16 protein-coding genes are annotated in these 15347 nt (G+C 41.3%); 13 read left to right on the top strand and 3 right to left on the bottom strand.

The genetic code is table 11. The annotated features are described in order from the left end of the window. The first annotated feature begins 132 nt into the window (after positions 1-132). The 3 genes from MUS1_RS03365 to MUS1_RS03355 are packed head-to-tail and all read left to right on the top strand — an operon-like array spanning position 133 to position 3327. Positions 133-1551: a formimidoylglutamate deiminase gene (locus MUS1_RS03365; protein WP_051436073.1), complete on the top strand. Its 1419-nt coding sequence runs from the start codon at positions 133-135 to the stop codon at positions 1549-1551. Further along, the gene (locus tag MUS1_RS15635; protein WP_051436072.1) at positions 1544-2131 is read left to right on the top strand and encodes a HutD/Ves family protein; all 588 of its coding nucleotides are present in this window, start codon (positions 1544-1546) and stop codon (positions 2129-2131) included. Before MUS1_RS03365 ends, MUS1_RS15635 begins: the two co-directional genes overlap by 8 nt. 59 nt (positions 2132-2190) lie before the next feature. Beyond that, positions 2191-3327, top strand: a complete 1137-nt coding sequence (locus tag MUS1_RS03355; protein WP_036158964.1) for an alpha-hydroxy acid oxidase — start codon at positions 2191-2193, stop codon at positions 3325-3327. A gap of 11 nt (positions 3328-3338) precedes the next feature. On the opposite strand, the gene hutC is transcribed toward MUS1_RS03355, so the two are convergent. Beyond that, on the bottom strand, positions 3339-4262 hold the full coding sequence (hutC, locus tag MUS1_RS03350; RefSeq protein WP_245595720.1) for a histidine utilization transcriptional repressor HutC: 924 nt from the start codon (positions 4260-4262) through the stop codon (positions 3339-3341). 450 nt (positions 4263-4712) lie between these two features. Between hutC and MUS1_RS03345 the strand changes: the two genes are divergently transcribed. The 5 genes from MUS1_RS03345 to MUS1_RS03325 all read left to right on the top strand — a co-directional run bounded on the left by MUS1_RS03345 (position 4713) and on the right by MUS1_RS03325 (position 8136). After that, positions 4713-5543 carry a transporter substrate-binding domain-containing protein gene (locus MUS1_RS03345; protein ID WP_084035535.1) on the top strand — a complete coding sequence of 277 codons (831 nt, stop codon included), beginning with the start codon at positions 4713-4715 and terminating at the stop codon, positions 5541-5543. Positions 5544-5562: 19 nt separating this feature from the next. After that, positions 5563-6222: an amino acid ABC transporter permease gene (locus MUS1_RS03340; protein WP_036158962.1), complete on the top strand. Its 660-nt coding sequence runs from the start codon at positions 5563-5565 to the stop codon at positions 6220-6222. Continuing rightward, on the top strand, positions 6222-6890 hold the full coding sequence (locus MUS1_RS03335; protein WP_036158960.1) for an amino acid ABC transporter permease: 669 nt from the start codon (positions 6222-6224) through the stop codon (positions 6888-6890). The genes MUS1_RS03340 and MUS1_RS03335 overlap by 1 nt, the downstream gene beginning before the upstream one ends. Beyond that, complete coding sequence (locus tag MUS1_RS03330; RefSeq protein WP_051436071.1) at positions 6887-7687, top strand: amino acid ABC transporter ATP-binding protein; 801 nt, start codon at positions 6887-6889, stop codon at positions 7685-7687. The genes MUS1_RS03335 and MUS1_RS03330 overlap by 4 nt, the downstream gene beginning before the upstream one ends. Positions 7688-7749: 62 nt before the next feature. After that, the gene (locus MUS1_RS03325) at positions 7750-8136 is read left to right on the top strand and encodes a RidA family protein (protein WP_036158958.1); all 387 of its coding nucleotides are present in this window, start codon (positions 7750-7752) and stop codon (positions 8134-8136) included. A 480-nt stretch (positions 8137-8616) separates the two neighbouring features. On the opposite strand, the gene MUS1_RS03320 is transcribed toward MUS1_RS03325, so the two are convergent. Together MUS1_RS03320 and MUS1_RS03315 are read right to left on the bottom strand one after the other, a co-directional pair. Further along, positions 8617-9348, bottom strand: coding sequence for a class II aldolase and adducin N-terminal domain-containing protein (locus MUS1_RS03320; protein WP_036158956.1), 732 nt, complete (start codon positions 9346-9348; stop codon positions 8617-8619). Between the two features lie 18 nt (positions 9349-9366). After that, positions 9367-10236 (bottom strand): phytanoyl-CoA dioxygenase family protein, encoded by an 870-nt coding sequence (locus tag MUS1_RS03315; protein ID WP_036158954.1) that lies wholly within the window; start codon positions 10234-10236, stop codon positions 9367-9369. Positions 10237-10679: 443 nt separating this feature from the next. Here MUS1_RS03315 and MUS1_RS03310 point away from each other — a divergent pair, with 443 nt between their 5' ends. The 5 genes from MUS1_RS03310 to argE all read left to right on the top strand — a co-directional run bounded on the left by MUS1_RS03310 (position 10680) and on the right by argE (position 15337). Next, positions 10680-11618 (top strand): LysR substrate-binding domain-containing protein, encoded by a 939-nt coding sequence (locus MUS1_RS03310; protein ID WP_036158952.1) that lies wholly within the window; start codon positions 10680-10682, stop codon positions 11616-11618. A gap of 180 nt (positions 11619-11798) precedes the next feature. Continuing rightward, positions 11799-13058, top strand: coding sequence for a flavin-containing monooxygenase (locus MUS1_RS03305; protein WP_036158951.1), 1260 nt, complete (start codon positions 11799-11801; stop codon positions 13056-13058). Positions 13059-13071: 13 nt separating this feature from the next. After that, complete coding sequence (locus MUS1_RS03300) at positions 13072-13488, top strand: RidA family protein (protein WP_036158949.1); 417 nt, start codon at positions 13072-13074, stop codon at positions 13486-13488. A 12-nt stretch (positions 13489-13500) separates the two neighbouring features. Beyond that, complete coding sequence (locus MUS1_RS03295) at positions 13501-14175, top strand: DUF1028 domain-containing protein (RefSeq protein WP_036158947.1); 675 nt, start codon at positions 13501-13503, stop codon at positions 14173-14175. Further along, complete coding sequence (gene argE / locus MUS1_RS03290; protein ID WP_036158946.1) at positions 14168-15337, top strand: acetylornithine deacetylase; 1170 nt, start codon at positions 14168-14170, stop codon at positions 15335-15337. The genes MUS1_RS03295 and argE overlap by 8 nt, the downstream gene beginning before the upstream one ends. The last annotated feature ends 10 nt before the right edge of the window (positions 15338-15347 follow it).

Here is a 15347-nt window from a genome sequence, read left to right as displayed (position 1 = left end):
TTATTTTATAAGATAAGATAAAATCAAAACTGCCTTATTTCAAGTGTTTTCTATCTACAAAACAAAATTTGTATATACATTTGCGTTTGCATTACACTGTTTTCATCTATGTATTCTTAGGACACCTCTTTGATGGCTCACATAACTGATTCTCAAATACGCAAACAAGCGCTGAAAACGTACTTTTCCCCAGCCGCACTTTTGCCTTCTGGCTGGGCCACCAATGTGTTATTTACGATTAACAATGGCGTGTTTACTGATGTCCAAGCGGATCAACAACCTCACCAAGACAGTATTATTTTGTCTGGGCCGACATTGCCCAGCTTAGCCAATGTTCACTCCCATGCTTTTCAACGAGTGATGGCAGGCGCGGCAGAGGTGAGTTTAAATCCAAACGACAGTTTTTGGAGTTGGCGGGATTTGATGTACAAAATTGTGCAGAAACTCACACCAAACGAAGCCCGCATCATTGCCACTCAGTTGTACATCGACATGCTGAAAGCGGGCTACACACAAGTCGGCGAATTTCATTATTTACATCATGCGGTAGGCGGCAAACATTATAACGACCTTAGTGAGATGTCGAATCAGATCATCGCCGCCGCAAACGATTCTGGCATTGGCTTAACGCTATTTCCCGTACTTTATTCTCATTCTGGCTTTGGCGGACAAGCACCCAATGCTGGGCAAGCCCGTTTTATCAATTCAACGGATTCGTATCTACAATTACATCAAGCTTGCCACGAACAACTAGCAAATCACGAGACTAATAAACTAGGCATTTGCTTTCATTCGCTGCGAGCCGTTACTAAGCCACAAATAGAAACCGTATTGACCAGTCTAAGTGACACCATGCCGATACACATTCATATTTCTGAACAGCAGAAAGAGGTACAAGACTGTCTTGATTGGAGCGGAAAACGCCCCGTTCAGTGGCTACAAGATGAAATAGGGTTAAACGAAAGATGGTGCTTGGTTCATGCCACGCATCTTGATGAAAAAGAACTGCAAGCCATCGCCACCAGTGGCGCTATTGCTGGCTTATGTCCAACCACAGAAGCTAACTTAGGCGATGGTATTTTTCCTGGAGTGGAATTTGAACAAGCCAATGGTCGCTGGGGAATTGGCTCAGACAGCCATGTGAGTTTGTCGATTGTGGAAGAGTTACGCACTCTTGAATATGGTCAGCGCCTGCGAGATCAGAAACGTAATCGTATCTATCGGCCAGAACAAAACCGCATCGGCGACAACCTGTACCAACAAGCTCTATTAGGCGGCAATCAAGCCTGTGATGTGAAACTCGGATTGGCCGAAGGCCATCGAGCAGACTTTCTTGTGCTTGATTCTAGCCACCCTTTTATGGCGGCTAGCCTTGACGCAAACAAGACTCAAGACATCTTGAATCGCTGGCTATTTGCCACTAATGAAAACCTCATAAAAGACGTCTTTGTCGCCGGCAAACAACAGATTAAAAACTTTCATCACGTACAGGAAGACAGCAGTCGCCTTGCGTTCACTCAAGTGATTAAAAAGGTGATGTACGATGCCTGATTCCATAACGACCATTCAAGTCATGAAACAGTGCGATTACAAACGCATGCCATGGAAAAATGGTCTTGGTGAAACACTGGAAATCCACCGGTTAGACGATGCTGATGGAGTACGCTTTCGCATTAGCCAAGCGGCGGTTGTGGAAGATGGTGTTTTTTCAGATTTCAGCGGCTTGCATCGCACCTTGGTTTTATTGTCTGGCAATGACATGACATTACATCATCAATCACAACTCGATTCTGTATTAAAAAAACCATTGGATATAGCGCGTTTCGCCGGTGACGATGAAACCCTCGCAACCTTACACAATGGTGCGATTGAAGACTTAAATATCATGGTTCGGGACACAGATACAAAAGCAGCAGTCACCGCTTGCCTCTCGCCTCATATTATTGAAACCAGCACTGACCAGACAGTATTATTCGAAGGGTTTTACGCGAATCAGAAATGTACTTTTTCAATTAAAACAGAAAGAGAAACACTGACGGTAGAACCCCATAGTTTTATGAAGTTTGAAACAAACACTACGACCAAGTTAGTAGCAGGAAGCGGTGTGTTTATTCAGATATTAGAGCGATAAGAAACTTTTAAAAACAAAACAGTTCCCTTTCAATTTCTACGTTTAAAAAAGGTGTGTAAATGATTTTAAATACAAATGATTACCGTGAAAAAGCAAAACGCTTCCTTCCAAAATTTGCATTTGATTATCTAGATGGCGGAGCAGAAGCTGAGTGTACGATGATGATGAACCAAAAATCATTTACAAATTGGGGATTCATCCCTTCTGTATTAGTTGATTGTGATCAATGTGACACAAGAGTGAAATGGCTGGATCACACTTACTCTGCGCCGTTTGCTGTGGCACCAACCGGCTATAATGGAATGCTGCGTCATCGTGCTGATGAACACCTAGCTATTTCTGCAGACAAGTCAGATATTGCTTACATTCAAAGTACAGTATCAACGAGCTCATTAGAAGATATAGGCAAGCTCGGTATCAAAAAACATTGGTTTCAGCTGTATATTTTACGTGATCGTGAAATAACGAAAGACTTACTTACAAGAGCTAAAAATCAAGGCTGCGACACATTAGTTGTTTCTGTCGATGCGGTGTATTTTGGCAATCGAGAGAGAGATAAAAGACATTATTCTAAACCTCTTAAGCTTTCATGGAAAAGTCATTTTAATATTGCTATGCACCCAGAATGGCTGATAAAAGTCATTCTACCTCAAGGCATGCCAACATTTGGAAACCTTGTTCCCTACCTACCAAGCCAATATCAGAAAGGCGTTGGTGCTGCCGCCTATTTTGCTAAACAAATGGACCCAAAGTTGGACTGGTCTACTCTTAGTTGGCTGAGAGATATTTGGCCAGGAAAGCTTATTATTAAAGGTGTCATGAGTAAAAGTGATGCTCGAAAATCCATTGAATATGGTTGTGATGGTATTGTGTTATCTAACCATGGAGGACGCCAGCTCGACGGCACTATAAGCCCGATAGAAATGATAAAATCGGTAAGAGAAGTCATTGGACAAGACCCATTATTATTAGTAGACAGTGGTTTTAGACGAGGAACAGACATAGTCAAAGCAATAGCACTTGGAGCCAATGGCGTACTAATTGGCCGCCCATTATTATATGCCTTAGCTGCAGAAGGCCAAACGGGTGCTACTAAGACAATTAATATACTAAAGAAAGAAGTTGAAAGAACGATGGCACAGCTTGGCTGTAAAACAATTTATGATATTAATTCAAGCATGCTTAAAAAGTTATGAATAGAATAACCTTACCGCCCAAAATGCCCGAATAATTGGAAACGAGAACCTGGGTGTAATAAGCGTGCGACAGTAACAATGTCGTCTCCGGCCCATGTTCTGCGTTTGATTTGGAGACAAGGTTCGTTGGCAGAAATTTGTAGCCGCTGGCATTCTAATTCATTCGGTAAAATAGCCTCAACTAAATGCTCACCTTCTGTCATCGGTGCAACTTTCATCAGGTACTCGTTAGTCGTATTCGTATCAAAATTTTGCTTGGCGTAATCTGGTGCTAGGCAAGCATTCACAATGCGCTCTTCAATTTGAATGGGCAGATCATTTTCATAATGTAAAATCACTGAACGAAAAATATCTTGATTAGTTCGCCCACCTAATGTCATGGCTTCTTCTACCGTCGCTTTCGCGGGCTCTAACACCAACAACTCTGAATAGTGTTTGTTGCCTCGAAGCGCGATCTCTTCCGCGATATTATGCACTTCAAATAAAGCTGAGTGAGATTTTTTCTTGGCAACAAAAGTTCCCAATCCTTGATGTCGAACCAACAAACCTTCTGCCGTTAATTCACGTAAAGCTCTATTCACTGTCATGCGGCTCATGCCAAGTGCATTCACCACTTCTGCTTCGGATGGCACTCGTTGGTTTACTTCCCATTCCCCAGAAGATATTTTCAGTGAAATGGCTTGCTTCAACTTCGCATAGATAGGCAATGACGTATCAGGCAAGTCAGAAAATAAATTTTCGAGCAAAGAAGAAGGTGAATTCATCGAAGTTTGTTCCGTTTGTTCATCAAGTAAGTAAAGTTTTGAGCTGACGTAGTATATCTTGCATTCAACACTATGCGTTAAAAAGTCTGAATAAATAACCGTAGCAAACCCATATTCATAGACATCTATTTTAAAGAAATAATACGTTCTTACAAAATAAGTTGTTTTCATTGTATATACACTCAAAACCACGTCTGCCTTTTAAATTTTCTAAGTAAGTAAATAAGTCTAAAAAATATAATCTCCCCCCCCTAAAAATTGATTTCAAAAGACTTCAAAACAACAATAACAAAACAATAAAAAAACGGGATTTATTCCACAAAAACATAGGCAAAAACGTGTTCAAAAACAGTGCAAAAAAATCTTGAAAGCCTTACACCGCACAGCTTAGAGACTTAGTTTAATCCTAACTAGAGCATATAAAAAATAAATGACCCTGATGCTCCGTATCATACAGAGTGATTTTTCGAATCGGAGAAAATAATGGCACGTTGTATGTATATACAAACATATTGAAGAAAAATCTCTAAGTGAGATCCCCTTCAAAATAGCGTCAACTCAATTCTATTAATTAGATAAATAAGCGTTTGTATAAATCATTAACTGTGGAGATCAAAAAAGATGAAAACCAACAAAATAGTGACACCATTGAAAATCGCGTTATTAGGTTTAACGACTGTATTAGCTGCTACTTCTGCCCAAGCGGATGTATTGTCTGATGTAAAATCTAAAGGTGAATTAATCATCGGTACGGAGCTTCATTTTGCACCTTTTGACTTTCTTGATAACGGTAAGCATGCAGGATTGAACAAAGACTTTTTCACTGAGGTTGGCAAGGAGCTGGGTGTAAAAATTAGTTATGTGGACTTACCTTGGCCAAGTGTTTTACCAGGCTTAGAAGCGAGTAAATTTGATATGGTTGGCGGTCCTGTAACCATCACTAAAGAAAGAATGAAACGCTACAATTTCTCTCTTCCTATCGCTGACGCTTCCGTTGCCCTACTAAAAAGAAAAGGCAATAGCGCTGTTACTAAGCCAGAAGATATCGCAGGCAAGCCTGTTGGTGCTGGTAAAGGTTCTTCACAAGCAGCACAACTTGAAGACTTCTCAACCAGCTTAGAGACACCAGCTGAAATCAAGCTATATGTAGACAATAACTCAGCTTATTCTGAAATCATGACTGGGCGTGTTGTTGCGGTAGCAAACTCCTTACCGAATATTGCTTACGTTGCCAGCCAACATAAAAACTTTGAAGTGGTTTTACCGCCTTTCGGTAAAAAGACCTATTACGGCTACGTAACTCGTAAAAACACGGACTCTGAAAGCTTACTGAAAGCGATCAATGACATCATTGTTAAGATGAAAGCGGATGGCCGTATGGAGGACATTCAAGTGAAATGGTTTGGTAATCCAATGGATTTACCGACAGATATGATTGTTCCACAAATATAATCTCTCGGGGAGCAAATCGATGTTAGATTTTTCTACGCTCCCCGTTGCTCTGCCTCTTTTATGGGATGGCGTACAAATGACGCTATTCCTGTCTTTAATGGCAGTAGTACTGGGGTTAATGGTTGGTGTTTTAATGTGTTTGGCTCGATTATCATCACATTATGCCGTTCGTTTTTTTGCACAACTTTATATTTCTCTTTTTAGAGGCGTCCCCTTATTAGTTCAACTCATGGTGACCTATTACTGCCTGCCACTTATTGGGATAAATATACCAGCTTTAGTGGCTGCAACAGCATGTATTGGGTTGTGTGCTAGCGCCTATATGACAGAAATTTTACGGGGTGGTTTTTTAAGCTTACCAACTGGGCAAAAAGAGTCAGCAACGATGGTGGGGTTAAACCAATTTCAAGTTTTACTTTTTATTGAACTACCTCAAGTCATTCGATTAACCATCCCTGGAATCATTAATGAAGCTATTCTCCTCGTAAAGGCATCATCATTAATCTCAGCGGTTGGTATTACAGAACTCACTCGAATTTCTCAAAACTTAGCATCAAGCAACTTTCAACCATTTGAGTTCTACCTAACTGCAGCTGGAATCTATTTTATCATAAATAGCATGATTTCAGCATTTGGTTTCTGGTTGGAAGCACGAATCAACCGGAGGGTAATTGCATAATGACATTTGATATTCAAGTAATTATTGACCATTTACCCGAAATAGCCAGCGGCTTTGGGCTGACAATTCTATGTACGGTTGTGGCCGCTCTTATTGCCATGGTATTGGGACTTTTTGTTGCACTAGGCTTAATGTCTAAAGCCGCGGTGTTTCGTTATCCTGTTCGCCTTTACGTTGAGATAATAAGAGGCACACCTTTTCTAATACAGCTCTTCCTACTTTATTATGGCGGCCCATCCTTCGGTCTATACCTAGAGCCTATTGAAGCCGGGATCATTGGCTTAGCCATCTATTGTAGTGCGTATTTCGCTGAGCTATTCCGCTCAGGGTTTAATTCCATATCCCTAGGTCAATTAGAAGCTGCACAAATAATGGGGTTTTCAAAAATCAGCGTTTTATGGCGTATTCAAATCCCTCAAATGATGGTTCTAATCACTCCTGGATTGGTCAATATTTGTATCATTCTTGGTAAAGAAACCACTATTTTATCTATTGTTACCGTACCTGAATTAGCTTTTGTTTTAACCGGTATTGGTTCTGAAACCTATGCCTATGCCGAAACACTCACGGTTCTGGCTATTTCTTATCTTATTTTATCTGAATTAACCGCGCGATTTGGCTCTTGGACAGAAAAGCGTTTGAGCAAATATATGGAGCGATCAATATGAACAAACAAACTAAAGAATCTCCAATTGTTGACGTTCAAAATATGAGCAAAAGCTTTGGCAGTACCCAAGTTTTAAAAAGTGTAAATTTATCAGTACAACCGTCAGAAGTTATGTGCTTGATTGGCCCTTCTGGCTCAGGAAAAAGTACCCTGCTCCGTTGCATTGCATTTTTAGAGCAATACTCTGGAGGCAATGTTTTTATTGAAGGGGAAATGCTGGGCTATAACGATAATACAGACGTTAGAAAGCTAACTTCTACTAACGAGCTCAATCATGTACGACGCAATATGGGTATGGTATTCCAACAGTTCAACCTTTGGCCCCATATGACAGCATTAGGAAATGTGACAGAAGCCTTAGTAAGAGTTAAAAAATTCAGTCGCCGAGAAGCAAATGAAAAAGGTCATGCCATCCTAGCAAAGGTTGGCTTGGCTGAACGGGCGATGCATTACCCAGCACAATTGTCTGGCGGTCAGCAGCAACGTGTGGCGATTGCCCGCTCTTTAGCAATGGAGCCTTCTGTAATGTTGTTTGACGAACCAACATCCGCTCTGGATCCAGAATTGGTTGGTGAAGTGCTTCAAGTTATGAAGGATCTTGCTAGCGAAGGCATGACCATGATCGTGGTAACCCATGAAATGGGATTCGCAGCACAAGTCGCCGACACAGTGGTATTTTTAGATCAAGGAGAAATCCTTGTGAAAGGCTCACCACAGGAAATATTCCAAGGTGAGAAACCACCTCGTTTAGAGCAATTTTTGAAAAACTACATGGATAGAAATGCCTTTTGGGAATAATTAAATTTTAAAAGCGCAAAAGAAACCACGTCTATTTGATCGAGAACCCTAAGAGAAGCATTATGACAATTAAACGATATGGTACAGAAAAAGTCGGTCCTGGCGGCCAAATATTACCCTTTGCAAGAGCCGTTGAAGCTGGAGGCTTTCTCTTTGTTTCAGGGGATATCCCAATGGACAAGGGCGAAGTAATCGAAGGCGGTATTATTGCCCAAACTCACCAAACCATGAAAAACCTTATTTGTACTTTAGAAGAAGCTGGATATGGTCTTAAAGACGTAGTTCGAGTCGGTATTTGGCTAGATGATACTAGAGATTTTGGTGCTTTTAACAGCGTCTTTAAAGAGTATTTTGGTGATGCTCCGCCAGCACGCTCTTGCGTACAGTCAATGATTACGGTGAATTGTAAGATGGAAATTGAGCTGACGGCCTATAAAGATCCAGCTTAATACAAGATATTTCCTGTGCTGTATCAGCCTCTGTTTCGTTCTAAAAAAGCGCTGGCGCTTCTGAGGAAGCGCCTTTTTTATGTTTCAAAATATCAAATTTTCAACATCCTATAATACACCTAAAAACGCCCGTAAAACGTCATTCGTGCCGATTCAGACAATTCAATATTTGGCTGTGGATATCTTTTTTTTTGCACAAAAAGTCATATGAAAAACTCAAGTAGTCTGGAGAGAATATAACCATAACCAACCAAATTAGAATGGTTGTCTTGAAACGGCTGGGGTTAAGGAGCTCACACAGAATGCAGGTTCATGTGTTAATTTATCTAGCATAGCAACTGGTGCTGAGATACAAGAAAAAGGTTTACTCTTAGGACAAGAGAAATTGATGTAATCAAAAATCACCCGCATGCAGCGCCATTCATTGACTGGTTACAAACAGCAAAGCACGAGGGGTAAATACGTTAGGATCACCTATTACTAGTCAAGAAAAGAAGGGTCCATTTGAATCATTAACGCTTTCATTTCTTCAAAATGTTGGCGTGAAAAGTCAGTTATGCCTTCCCAATCTCGAGCTGTTTTTTCCGCGACTTCATCAGATAAAACATTCAACGGCTGCCCTGTTGACCACGCGGCCACCAATATTTGACAAGACCGCTCCAAAGTCCAAATATCATCAAAGGCAACGCCAATATCTTCTCCCGTCACCATAACACCATGATTCCCCATAAGAAGTCGGCTGTTATCTTTCAATAAACTTGATAGTCGAGCACCTTCTTCTGCTGTGTCCGCCATACCACCAAACATAGTATCAACTGAAACACGGTTAAAATAACGTGCCGTATTTTGATCTATCGGAGGGATATGCGGATTCTTCATGGATGATACCGCTGTGGTATAGACTGGGTGTAAATGCATCGCTACGCGTATATGCGGTGACTTCTTATGCAATTGTCCATGAATAGACCAAGCCGTAGAATCAACATCAGGGCGCTTGGCGCAAGAAGAATCATCAGCGTCCAGCAATAATAGGTCACTGGCACAGATACGAGAAAAATGCTTCCATTTCGGGTTAATAAGAAACTGCTTACCGTCAGCAGAAACCGCTGCACTAAAGTGATTAGCGACCGCTTCGTGCATATTTAAATGCGCGATAATACGAAATGAAGCGGCAAGATCGATCCGCGTTTTTTCTTCTATGGAAAGAGACATAGTTTTCTCCTTGGTTTATTAATTGAATGATTCTTCGCCAGCTTGCTGAACAAAGAAAGAAGCGCCTTTAGGTTTCTGTGGCAAGCGCAATATATTTTCTGTAATACGAGTTTCTCCGCTTTCTTTCCCCCAAACCAACGTACCTGTGTGAATACTTGGTAATGGGTTATCACCTAATGGCAAAGCATCTTCGGCTGCATAAACGCTAATAAATAGAGTACGAGGTAATTCTGTTTCATTTGGGCTTGAGGCATGCAGTAAGCGGGAATGCATAAAGCAAACAGAACCGGATGGTCCATAACACGCCATTGGTTTTTGACAGTGTTCTTCTTCAATTTCAGCGCTCACAGCACCTGTAAATTGTCCATCATGCCAATGTGTAAATAGAGGCCCTTTATGGCTATTAGAAATGACTTGTAACGGTCCATTCTCTGGCGTTACTTCACTCACCATTAATAAACAAGTAACCAAGTCATCGTTAGTATGAGGCGTAAATGGAAAATCTTGGTGCCATTTCACTTGTGTCGCAGTATATGGCAACTTTGAGTTCACTTTACTATGGTGTAATCGAGCACCATGACCACCAATCAACTGCCCTGCAATTTGAGCAACTCGAGATTCTAATGCTGTACGCTTAAACGCTTCAGAAATTTCTGTTGGTGAAGTAACACGGCGCAGTGATGGGTGGTCTGCACTATGATCACCTTCAATATCAAAGCGAGCACGCCCATCTTGAGTCTCTCCCCAAGGCTCACTGTGCTGACGGCTTTCATTTACCCAAGTGTCGAAATCATTTTGCAGTGCCGCTATGTTTTCAGCTGTTAATACGTTTTCAACAACCAAAAAACCTTGTTTGTGATATTGATCTATTTGCGCTTGTTCAATCATCTGATGCTCCACAGCCGAGTGAATCAAATTAAAAACACACCTTCTAAAAAAGTATCGTGTGTATACTATGTGGCGAGAATAGGATCAGTGGCAATTATAATTTTGTTTGCTTCTAGTTTTAAAAAAACTATCTAATCGATTATTTTGAGAAAATATCCGTTGTTTTATTTCCCCCTCGTTTGAAGGGAATTTTGCCCCATAAAAGTTCAAACAGCCCTTAAAAAGAGCACAGATAAGCGCTATCCCCAGGTAAGTCCTTACTTAAAAAGCTGAGAGTTATTTTACTGAGCTTTCAAATTAGCAAAAAACCGGAAGTTTTATATGGCATTGAGCCTGTAAACTTCAAAGATTTTTATTTTACCTAACTTAATGGCATAAGCGTTGCTTCTATAAAATGTAGAGGCTAACAACCATTAGGCAATATTTTTTATTATGGGTAATATATGAAAAATTTTACTTTAAAACAGCTCCACTACTTTATCACTGTTGTTGAAACAGAAAGTATCGCAGAAGCATCTAGAAGGTTACATATTGCACAACCTTCCATATCTATCGCTATTAAAAATTTAGAGTACACCTTTGATCAGCAGTTATTAATTCGACATCATGCCCAAGGAGTCTCCCTCACTCCAAGCGGCCGACGCTTTTACGACAAAGCCAGAGAGTTGCTTCGCCTTTCTCATGAGTTTGAGCAAAACACCTTAGCAGCCAGTGAACACATTAGTGGACAAATTTCAGTAGGAAGCTTTGCTTCAGTTGCTCCCTTATACCTTCCTAAACTAATTGCGGGATTTAAAAAGGAATACCCCAACATCAATATTCAACTCTATGATGGTGAACAACATGAAATGATGATTGGTCTACACAGAGGACAATTTGATTTGGCTTTTTTATATGACCTAGAACTGGACAATTCCATTTGCAAAGAAGCATTGAACGCACCTCATAAACCCTATGCACTACTCCATGAAAATCACCCTTTGGCTTTACAAACATCCGTGAGCTTAAAGGAACTCAGTCAATTACCCATGATTTTGTTGGATGTCATCCCGAGTCGAAATTATTTTCTCAATATTTTTTCAGAAAAAGGCTTACAGCCTAATATTGCTTATACATCGCCTTCCATTGAAATGGTGAGATGTATGGTTGGTCAAGAGCAAGGATTTTCGGTGCTGGTCACACGACCAAGCACCAATGTAACCTACGATGGGGAAAAACTGGCTTGTGTCGAAATCAGTGATGAAATGGACAGCTCAAAATTGATTATGGCTTATTTGAAAGTAAGTCAGCCAACTGAACCTGCACGATTATTTATGGATTTCTGCAAAGAATACGACTTAAACAGCAAGCACGATAAGCCACTTTCTTTATTAACAGTGTAAAAAAATCAGCAGAGTATTATCTATTAGAGAATTTTTAATAAGGTATGAAGCTGAAACTGAATCTTCGTAAATGCCTTACGAATATTTTTTCTATATAGATCGTATATTTATAATATTTTACGCCTTTTCATTGCTGCTCTAAGCTTAAAAGATATTTTTTGCAACATAAGGCGCAAAGTTATGACCGTTAATATTACAGATATCGACACACTTATCGTTGGCGCTGGACAAGCAGGTGTCGCTATGAGCGAACACCTATCAAATCAAAACGTGCCACACATATTATTGGAAAAGAGTCGTATTGCAGAAGCCTGGCGTACGTCTCGTTGGGACTCACTTGTGGCAAATGGTCCAGCTTGGCACGACCGTTTTCCAAGCATGGAGTTTCCTAATGCAGAGCCTGACGCTTTTATTCCTAAAGAAAAAGTTGCAGACTATTTCAACGCTTATGTAGAAAAGTTCAACCTCCCTGTTCGTACAAGTGTTGAAGTATTTAGCGTAACCAAAAACACAAATGCTTCTGGCTTCACTGTTGAAACATCGAAAGGTACATTCAATACACAACGCCTAGTGTCTGCAACTGGCGCATTCCAAGTTCCTATTATTCCTGCTATTGCACCGAAAGATCCTGAACTTTATCAGATTCACTCTGCTAAATACCGCAACCCAAGGCAGCTTCCTGACGGAAGCATACTGGTTATCGGTGCTGGATCTTCAGGTGTGCAAATTGCCGACGAATTACAACGTGCAGGAAAAGATGTTTATCTTTCGGTAGGTCCACATGATCGACCACCTCGGAGTTATCGTGGCCGTGATTTTGTTTGGTGGCTAGGTGTCCTAGGTTTATGGGATGCCGCTGCGAATGAGCCAGGTAAAGAACATGTCACCATTGCGGTAAGTGGTGCTCATGGTGGCCAGACTATCGACTTTAGAGAGCTGTCTAAGCAAGGTTTAAAACTTATTGGTCGTACCGAATCTTTTGAGAATGGTATCGTTAGCTTTCGTAATGACTTAGCCAATAGTATTCGTAATGGCGATGACAATTACTTATCTTTATTAAAACGAGCAGATGAATACATTGCCAATAATGGCTTAGACTTACCAGAAGAGCCTGAAGCTCACCAACTGTTAGCTGATCCTGAATGTATGTCGAACCCGACATTAGAATTGGATCTTAAAAAAGCAGGCATTACATCTATTATTTGGGCTACTGGCTACACAACAGATTACAGCTGGTTAAAAGTAGATGCTTTTGATGAGAACAACCAACCTAAACACCACCGTGGCGTATCCAGTGAAGCTGGCGTGTATTTCCTTGGTCTTCCATGGCTGTCACGCCGTGGCTCCACTTTTATTTGGGGTGTATGGCACGATGCAAAGTACATTGCTGATCAAATCGTGATTCAACGCCAATACCAACAATACAGAAATGATGCCTAAATAAGGAGTTATTATGCCAACACATACTCGTATCCGAATGTTCAATACAAAGGAAACTTATCCGAATCAATCACTGGATAATGACCTTTGCCAAGCAGTTGTTGCGGGGAATACTGTTTATGTCCGTGGTCAGATAGGCACGAATTTTAAAGGTGAATTAGTCGGTCTCGGAGACCCTAGAGCACAAACAGAACAAGCAATGAAAAATATCAAACAGCTTTTGGAAGAAGCCGGTAGTGACATGACTCATATCGTCAAAACTACAACTTATATAACAGATCCACGTTTTCGCGAACCCGTCTATCAAGAAGCAGGTCGATGGCTCAAAGGGGTATTCCCTATTTCTACTGGGCTCGTGGTTTCTGGGTTAGCACAACCAGAATGGTTAGTGGAAATCGATGTTATTGCTGTTATTCCAGACAAAAAATAATTAGGAGTGTATATGACTATTTCCATTGCAGGCTATTGCGAAAAAACAGGACAACTTGGTATTGCGATCAGTTCATCTAGCATTGCTGTTGGCGCCCGTTGTCCTTGGCTACTCGCAGGTGTGGGTGCCGTATCAAGTCAAAATATTACCTTACCTGCACTAGGGCCTACAGCACTTGAACAATTGAAAAACGGTCTTTCCCCTGAACAAGCATTGGAAGCGGCGTTATCCTCTGATGAATTTAGTGACTATCGACAAGTCACGGTTCTCAACACCAAAGGTAAAAGTGCCTGCTTCAGTGGTAAAAACACATTAGGTATTCACAATACTGTAATGGCAAAAAATTGTGTTGCAGCAGGAAACATGCTCCATAATCAAAGTGTTATTAACGCCATGACAGAGACGTTTGAATCTTCAGAGGGCGAGCTCACTGACCGACTTATTAAGGCACTATCTGCAGGTGTTAAAAATGGTGGAGAAGCTGGCCCAGTTCACTCCGCAGCAGTCAAAGTGGTTGATAACTGTAGTTGGCCATTAGTCGATTTACGGGTTGATTGGGAAGATGTAAAACCTATCGAAAAGCTCTCTTTACTTTGGCAGGATTATGAGCCTCAAATGAAAGCTTATGTGACGCGCGCGTTAGACCCAAGAGATGCCCCAAGTTATGGAGTGGCGGGTGATGAGTAATTCACCATCGGCACTTGCTCCTCGATTAAAAGTGCTATTAAGCCAATTATTAGGCTTCGATACCACCAGCAGAGAATCGAATCTTGCGTTGATTGATATGATTCAACACTACTTGGGCGAGCTGGGCATTGAATCCACTTTAATTTTCAATGACGAAAAGACAAAAGCCAACTTGTATGCCCGTTTAGGCCCTTCTGGGGATGGCGGTATCATGTTATCAGGCCACACTGACGTGGTGCCAGTGGATGGGCAAAGTTGGTCTGTATCACCTTTTCAACTGACAGAAAAAGACGGTAAATGTTTTGGCCGTGGCAGCGCCGATATGAAAGGTTTCATTGCTTGCGTATTGGCAGCGACTCCTCACTTCCAACAAGCGAATCTACGCATGCCTTTACATCTGGCGTTTTCTTATGATGAAGAAGTAGGTTGTTTAGGTGTTCGTAGCTTGATTGAACACATTAACGCCTCACCTGAGAAACCAGCTATGTGTATTATTGGCGAGCCGACCAGCATGCAGCCAGTCTATGGTCACAAGGGCAAAGTGGCCATGCGCTGTAAAGTTCAGGGACATGCATGCCACTCAGCTTATGCACCTGAAGGTGTCAACGCAATCGAGTACTCCGCGAAACTCATCAATAAACTCACCGAATTAGGCGAGCCATTGAAACAGCAATTGGATGATCGTTTTGACCCTCCTTATAGCACTCTACAAACAGGAGTTATAAAAGGTGGAGCTGCTTTAAACATTGTTCCAGAATTTTGTCAGTTTGATATGGAAATGCGCTACCTTCCTCAAGCCAATGCTGCAAAAACGTTTAAGGCATTACAAGATTACGCGCAACAGACGCTTGAGCCTGAAATGCAATCGGTTCATGCTGACACTCACATCCAATTTGAACCTTTAGCCGCCTATCCTCCTCTACTAACTGATCCTCAATCTCAATTCGCACAATGGCTTGCTGATTGGAGCCAAAGTAAACATTTCGATACCGTTGCTTTTGGTACGGAAGGTGGACTATTTGACGAAGCTGGTGTTGCAACGCTCGTTTGCGGCCCAGGCAGTATGGAGCAAGGTCATAAACCAGACGAGTTTGTGGAAATAAAACAGCTAAATCGTTGCAGTGAAATGTTAGACAACTTGCGACATTGGATGAGCCATTAGTCTATTTTTT

The sequence above is a fragment of the Marinomonas ushuaiensis DSM 15871 genome, from assembly GCF_000521805.1.
GTDB lineage: Bacteria > Pseudomonadota > Gammaproteobacteria > Pseudomonadales > Marinomonadaceae > Marinomonas > Marinomonas ushuaiensis.
This window is presented reverse-complemented; position numbering and strand designations above follow the sequence as displayed.

Coding starts and splice junctions, on each gene's coding strand:
- MUS1_RS03365 (WP_051436073.1), top strand. CDS start 133: ATGGCTCACATAACTGATTCTCAAATACGCAAACAAGCGCTGAAAACG.
- MUS1_RS15635 (WP_051436072.1), top strand. CDS start 1,544: ATGCCTGATTCCATAACGACCATTCAAGTCATGAAACAGTGCGATTAC.
- MUS1_RS03355 (WP_036158964.1), top strand. CDS start 2,191: ATGATTTTAAATACAAATGATTACCGTGAAAAAGCAAAACGCTTCCTT.
- hutC (WP_245595720.1), bottom strand. CDS start 4,262: ATGAAAACAACTTATTTTGTAAGAACGTATTATTTCTTTAAAATAGAT.
- MUS1_RS03345 (WP_084035535.1), top strand. CDS start 4,713: ATGAAAACCAACAAAATAGTGACACCATTGAAAATCGCGTTATTAGGT.
- MUS1_RS03340 (WP_036158962.1), top strand. CDS start 5,563: ATGTTAGATTTTTCTACGCTCCCCGTTGCTCTGCCTCTTTTATGGGAT.
- MUS1_RS03335 (WP_036158960.1), top strand. CDS start 6,222: ATGACATTTGATATTCAAGTAATTATTGACCATTTACCCGAAATAGCC.
- MUS1_RS03330 (WP_051436071.1), top strand. CDS start 6,887: ATGAACAAACAAACTAAAGAATCTCCAATTGTTGACGTTCAAAATATG.
- MUS1_RS03325 (WP_036158958.1), top strand. CDS start 7,750: ATGACAATTAAACGATATGGTACAGAAAAAGTCGGTCCTGGCGGCCAA.
- MUS1_RS03320 (WP_036158956.1), bottom strand. CDS start 9,348: ATGTCTCTTTCCATAGAAGAAAAAACGCGGATCGATCTTGCCGCTTCA.
- MUS1_RS03315 (WP_036158954.1), bottom strand. CDS start 10,236: ATGATTGAACAAGCGCAAATAGATCAATATCACAAACAAGGTTTTTTG.
- MUS1_RS03310 (WP_036158952.1), top strand. CDS start 10,680: ATGAAAAATTTTACTTTAAAACAGCTCCACTACTTTATCACTGTTGTT.
- MUS1_RS03305 (WP_036158951.1), top strand. CDS start 11,799: ATGACCGTTAATATTACAGATATCGACACACTTATCGTTGGCGCTGGA.
- MUS1_RS03300 (WP_036158949.1), top strand. CDS start 13,072: ATGCCAACACATACTCGTATCCGAATGTTCAATACAAAGGAAACTTAT.
- MUS1_RS03295 (WP_036158947.1), top strand. CDS start 13,501: ATGACTATTTCCATTGCAGGCTATTGCGAAAAAACAGGACAACTTGGT.
- argE (WP_036158946.1), top strand. CDS start 14,168: ATGAGTAATTCACCATCGGCACTTGCTCCTCGATTAAAAGTGCTATTA.